Source organism: Caballeronia sp., from assembly GCF_049581465.1.
GTDB lineage: Bacteria > Pseudomonadota > Gammaproteobacteria > Burkholderiales > Burkholderiaceae > Caballeronia.
In genome coordinates this window covers 1-5,026 of sequence record NZ_JBAUSA010000928.1, presented here as the reverse complement: position 1 = coordinate 5,026, position 5,026 = coordinate 1, and the positions used below count along the sequence as shown (strand labels likewise).

Here is a 5,026-nt window from a genome sequence, read left to right as displayed (position 1 = left end):
TCCAGAAGAACGTGTGGTTCCAGATCTGGGCCGCGTTGTTAAACACGCCACCCGATGCTTTCTTGACGATTTCTTCAAGCGGCAGGTTTTCGAATTCCGTGCCCGGGATCAACTTGTTCAGGTTCGTCACATAGGTTTGGTGATGCTTGCCATAGTGAAACTCAAGCGTTTCTTCCGACATGTGCGGAGCGAGTGCGTTCTTTGCGAACGGCAACGGCGGGAGCGTATGTTCCATGGTGCGAGATTCCTTCTATGATTGCGGGAGACGTGAGGAGTGAGGCAGTACGAGATTCGATTGTAGGCGACTTGGGAAAAACCCGCACATTGCGGGTCCATTATAAGCAGCATCGATCACGCAGGGCTGGGGTGTCCATTTAACCGGAGTTGAGCGTAGACTGCGGCAATGGAACGTCCCCACGCCAGGACCCACTACCCTCAGTCCCTTCGGGAATTTCAGGCTTGGTTCCCGACTGATACAGACTGCCTGGAATACCTCCAATGGCTGCGATGGCCTTGCGGCTTCGCCTGCCCGTCCTGTGGCCATCCTGAATGGATGGCGGCTTCGGGACGACCGGTTCATGTGTACTGGATGCGGTAGCCGCACATCAGTGATGGCAGACCATCTTTGACCGTCACTGATGCCTTGCAGGGTTACCGGTGGTTGGAGAAGAGTGGGTACATCCATGACCGCCTTAGCCAGCGGGTCGCGTCGACGCGGGGCAGGACCCAGGAGAACTTCTGCCAGGTGTTCATCGAATAGCATTCCTTACAAAACGATGGCTACTGAGCACCCACCAGGGAGCGGTGGATTCTGCGCACTTGCCCAGTGACCTGGACGAGTTCGTGTTCCGTTTCAAACGCCGCCGCTCACGTAGCCGAGGGATGCTGTTCTACCGGGTCCTGGAGCTTGCTGTCGCCCATGGACCGGTTTGTTACAAGACCTTTTATGAGCCAGAGTCCAAACGCTGTTCCTCCAAAACCGCCGAGGCAACGCGGACATCCGCCCAGCTTGGAGCGACCTTCGCCGAGCCCCCCGTGGAGAAAAATCGCTAACTCTGGTTAAATGGACACCCCAGACGCAGGTATTCAGAATGCGTAATCACGTTCATACGTGCCGTCGATGCCGTCAAAAATACTGCCGTTGTTCTACGTCAAAGCGTCAGATCAAACGTCACACCAACACCCTTCTAAGCGCACTATTAAAATTCATCGGAGAGTCTTGGCGGGACATCGACCAGCACGATATCCACCGACCCTTCCGCCAGATGCACCGTCAGCAGCCGCCTCGGCTTCAGCGCGCACGGCGCGGCCCGTTTGCACATCAATCGAGGCTGCGTAGCCGCGCCTCAGTGTGCGTTGCGCACTGACGAGTTCGGCCGCGCCGTTGGCGTGGGCGCGCGGATATCTGCGGCGAAATCGGCAATGGTGCAATCCGTCTCATGCCCTACACCGCTCACCACGAGCACCGCGCTTTCCAATTCCGCCTCGATCGCCTGATGGATAATCTCTCGCGCACCTTGCTGAATCAACTCGTCAAGGCCACTGATCTGCGCTGCCGCTTTACCGGCGTTCGTTTCTTACGTAACCATCTTCTTTGATGGTAGATTCCGGTTGGCTGGTTGTTCCTCTAGATAAGCAACATTCTCAGCTAAGCCGCCGCCGCCTTCTCAATTTCCCGCTTCACCCCGTACACCAGATCCGACCATAACTCTGGCCTCGATGAACTGAGGCCGCGCCAGACAATCGGGCTTATCGTGTTCCGCGTAAAAGACACGAGCAGGTTAGGTTCTGCCTATTCGCCGGCAGTCATGTCGCGTGTCCCGAATGTTAAGCGGGACATCCGATTGCTTGCCTTTTTGGATCAAGCCTAACAGCGCCTTTGGCTTGCTTACCATGACGACGTTTATCAGCAGTTCGATTCTGCTAAACTATCCTCGATCAAATCTGGCACATTTTGTGAAGGTGTGTCCACTGTTACGGAAGGATAGCGCGCCTGGTATGCTGCGATCGTAGGCACCACATAGTTTTGCCCCAGGCTCGACATCGCATGAACTCGTAGTGTACCGACAGGATTCCCATGCGCATCCGACGCTTCGGCCTCCGCTTGGGCGATCGAACCGATGATCGCGTAGCACCTATGTAGATACCGCTCACCCGCTTCAGTAAGTGCGACGCGTCGCGTGATCTCTAACTGCAGCCATTGTCGTGTGACTTTTCGCATAACGAAGAGTGAAACGGAGCCGTTCACGGCAGCGACAGCTCCTCCGCTGGCCGCGTGCGTGGCCATATCGGAATTTTATCCGGACTGTGTTGCGATGACCTGCACCATCCGCTGTATACCCGCCGCCCCGGGAGGTGTTTTCCGCGATCCGCCGAGGTGATGTGGGCAATGATCGGTAGCGTATCGACGGCCACTTTCAATAGGAGCGTTGTCAGTCTTCCCGACGAAAGAAACCTTTCGTTCCCTTCATCTCCAGCGTCGCGGATATCGATCCGCCAGCGAGACGACATAAATGTCTCATTGAACATTATCGAGACATCGTAGAGATGCGTCGGGCGCCGCGGATGATGATAAAGAAAGGAAAACCGCGTTGCCGCACCTGCGTCGGTCATCTCTCGAGACCGCGTGGTCGGCTGTGCATGGCTTTCGATCGTCATCTTCACGTTCTCCAAAAATAGTTCTGTAATCCTGTTCGAATTGAGTACATCCCAAGAGCATTTCAGAGCATCCCGCACTTCGGCGTCTAGGAATAGCACGTCCGGTTGCTGTCGCTCGCCCGGGAATTCAGGTTCTGTCGCAGTAAGGAATCCGGCCAAAAAAATGTAATATGCTAAGTAATAGCGCCGATAGCAGCGAATAGAGTTGCTGGAGTGCGGACGGCGCAGTTTTACCCGAACATTTCATCTGCCTTTTCTTGATCACGTACATCAGCTCGAAGCCACTCAGAATGACACGCGCGCTTACAGTCAGGACGAACTCGACGCTATCGCCGACAGCCCGAACAGTCGGCCGCGACACTCACGCGTTTCATTCGCAATTCGAGGTCTTCGCTGCGACACTCGCCTCAGCAAGCCAACCTCCAAGCTCTGAACCTTAAACCCCTGTTGCGCTTCACCCTTGAAACCGCCGAAGCCCATGCGGCGCGTGACCTTCTTTTCTAGCCAATCTTTGATGAAGGTGAAGCACTCGCTGGAAACTGGGGGCAAGTGCGTGGATGATGCGCCGGCTGGTTGCGTGGCTGAGGGCACGAAACGGGTTAGGGCTTGTTACAAACAATGGCCGTGAGCACGAGCGGCAACACTTCTTGAACGACAGCGTCGCTGCCGGCCTTGCGCGCGCGCGCTTCGACCTCCTCGGTGGGGGCCGATACGACCGCGCCATAAAGTGAGCCTGCCAAGGCCTCGCCGCCTCCTTGTTTGAACACGGCATCGTTGTGTTCATACCCGAAGACGGCGTGGACGTGAAAGCCGAATGCCGTCAGGTCGCTGCCCTGTTCCGGTCGAAATGCGTTGACCGAGTTTGCTTCGACGTGCGTTGGATTCCGATCGATGGAGCCGTCGTTTATGAGCCCGGCGATGAACGTGTGCGCGTTCGACTTACAGGCGAACTGCGGATCGAGTGTGCGCGTGTATGACAGAACTGGATAGAACGCCGTACTTAGTGCAGTCAGCGTGGCTAGTGTGTTGAAAAGGTGTTTTTTCATAGCAGTGTTGCGTCGACCCGTTGTGGCCGATCCTTATAACTTTTAAACACATTGGCGCCGGCCGCGCGAATTCCACATCGCCGGATGCGGATGCAATTCAAGCGCGGTGAGACCCGTCCACGCCACGAGCACGCTCACGTCCCGCAAATAGAAACGCAGGAGCTCACACACACGCGCCGTACCGTCAACGTGAGGCATCACTTTCAACAGGTAACTCGGCATATCAGCAAGCTTCCTGCGTTCAGCCTCGATATCGAGCGGCACGCCTGAAGCCCATCGTGCCGGTTGCGATCCGTTGGGTGCCGTAGTCGGTGTGCCGAGCGGCGTGTCGTTGCCGTCGACGCTCAAGGTCGGCGTGGCCGGTTTCTTCGGAAAACCCATATTTCGCAGCCACCGGCAATCGGACCTTCGTCATCCAAGTACATCGAATGCGTGTATCTGCCGAGGCGTCGTTGCTGGTCACGCATCGAGATGACCTGACCGCTTTCGGCATACTAAATCGAATCCCCACAAGTCCCGGCTCGCGTATTAATTCGTATTGCAAAAGGATGTCTCCCGGTTGCGAGGGATCCGGCACGATGGCGCGCAGCGCATCGAAATCGGTTTCGTATGAAATAATAAGGTACTCCCGATTGATGAACCGGTAAGGTGGGCGGGGAGAGGCGAGATTGTAGACGGGCATCGCAAAGGCATTTTTTCGGATCGAAGCGAGGTTCATACGATACCTTTTCAAGTGGCGGCGCACGTAGCGCTGGTGGGACAATAGTAGAGGCAATATGCACGCGGTAGCAGCCGTTATTTATTAATAGACCGTTATCCAACAGCAACGCAATAGACCAATTGATTATCGACCGGCAAAACTGTTGTTCGACTACGGCCATTTACGCAGAGGGCTTGTTTGTACACACTCACTTCGAGTACCGCGGTCTACGGTTCGCGGTCGGTCAATGACTCCACAACCGCCGAACTCGCCGTATCACGCCAACGTCTATTGGAAAAAGTGAATTTCGAGCAGTTCCATTTACCCACAAACGCTTTGTGCTTATAGTCAGATCTACCATCCGGAATCCTAGGCAATCCAACGTGCACATGCGAGACGGGTCGAAGCGACAATCGCGGGTGCTCTCGTAGCACTTTTTTCGATGGACTCGCACGTAGCAAATCGCTCACCGTGAAAGCGCTGAGTGGAGCTCGATCCATGTAGCCAAAGCGGCAGCCCGGCTGAACAACCGGGCTGAGAATAGTCACCAGCCGACACGTGAACGCGAGCGGCGTACGCGCGGCTTTTGCGACCCGAACACACACAGGTATTTCTCTCGTGC

At 55.7% G+C, this 5,026-nt stretch carries 5 protein-coding genes and 6 pseudogenes; 5 read left to right on the top strand and 6 right to left on the bottom strand.

Annotated features, from left to right (window positions below):
- A partial coding sequence (locus WCA53_RS22830; RefSeq protein WP_423915829.1) for a superoxide dismutase occupies positions 1–235 on the bottom strand: 235 nt, incomplete at its 3' end.
- A 168-nt stretch (positions 236–403) separates the two neighbouring features.
- Between WCA53_RS22830 and WCA53_RS22825 the strand changes: the two genes are divergently transcribed.
- Entirely contained in the window at positions 404–598 is a 195-nt protein-coding gene (locus WCA53_RS22825; RefSeq protein WP_423915827.1) for a transposase, read from the top strand.
- A 24-nt stretch (positions 599–622) separates the two neighbouring features.
- Positions 623–936 (top strand): annotated as a pseudogene (locus WCA53_RS22820) (IS1595 family transposase); the annotation flags it as partial.
- Positions 937–1,199: 263 nt separating this feature from the next.
- Here WCA53_RS22820 and WCA53_RS22815 read toward each other — a convergent pair.
- Positions 1,200–1,475 (bottom strand): annotated as a pseudogene (locus WCA53_RS22815) (exodeoxyribonuclease VII large subunit); the annotation flags it as partial.
- Between WCA53_RS22815 and WCA53_RS22810 the strand changes: the two are divergent.
- Positions 1,440–1,598, top strand: coding sequence for a hypothetical protein (locus WCA53_RS22810; protein ID WP_423915831.1), 159 nt, complete (start codon positions 1,440–1,442; stop codon positions 1,596–1,598). The pseudogene WCA53_RS22815 and the gene WCA53_RS22810 overlap by 36 nt on opposite strands.
- 332 nt (positions 1,599–1,930) lie before the next feature.
- Here WCA53_RS22810 and WCA53_RS22805 read toward each other — a convergent pair.
- Both WCA53_RS22805 and WCA53_RS22800 read right to left on the bottom strand, forming a co-directional pair.
- A pseudogene (locus tag WCA53_RS22805) lies at positions 1,931–2,182 on the bottom strand (LysR substrate-binding domain-containing protein); the annotation flags it as partial.
- 62 nt (positions 2,183–2,244) lie between these two features.
- A complete protein-coding gene (locus tag WCA53_RS22800; RefSeq protein WP_423915825.1) occupies positions 2,245–2,658 on the bottom strand; it encodes a hypothetical protein in 414 nt (137 codons plus the stop codon).
- Positions 2,659–2,950: 292 nt separating this feature from the next.
- On the opposite strand from WCA53_RS22800, the pseudogene WCA53_RS22795 reads away from it, so the two are divergent.
- Positions 2,951–3,098 (top strand): annotated as a pseudogene (locus WCA53_RS22795) (IS30 family transposase); the annotation flags it as partial.
- A gap of 159 nt (positions 3,099–3,257) precedes the next feature.
- Here WCA53_RS22795 and WCA53_RS22790 read toward each other — a convergent pair.
- On the bottom strand, positions 3,258–3,704 hold the full coding sequence (locus tag WCA53_RS22790) for a hypothetical protein (protein ID WP_423915823.1): 447 nt from the start codon (positions 3,702–3,704) through the stop codon (positions 3,258–3,260).
- Positions 3,705–3,746: 42 nt separating this feature from the next.
- Positions 3,747–4,171, bottom strand: a pseudogene (locus WCA53_RS22785) (acetoacetate decarboxylase family protein).
- Between the two features lie 751 nt (positions 4,172–4,922).
- On the opposite strand from WCA53_RS22785, the pseudogene WCA53_RS22780 reads away from it, so the two are divergent.
- A pseudogene (locus WCA53_RS22780) lies at positions 4,923–5,026 on the top strand (IS6 family transposase); the annotation flags it as partial.

What these genes read in the sequence shown, in the direction of transcription:
- WCA53_RS22825 (WP_423915827.1), top strand. Translation starts at nt 404, where the DNA reads ATGGAACGTCCCCACGCCAGGACCCACTACCCTCAGTCCCTTCGGGAA.
- WCA53_RS22810 (WP_423915831.1), top strand. Translation starts at nt 1,440, where the DNA reads ATGCCCTACACCGCTCACCACGAGCACCGCGCTTTCCAATTCCGCCTC.
- WCA53_RS22800 (WP_423915825.1), bottom strand. Translation starts at nt 2,658, where the DNA reads ATGACGATCGAAAGCCATGCACAGCCGACCACGCGGTCTCGAGAGATG.
- WCA53_RS22790 (WP_423915823.1), bottom strand. Translation starts at nt 3,704, where the DNA reads ATGAAAAAACACCTTTTCAACACACTAGCCACGCTGACTGCACTAAGT.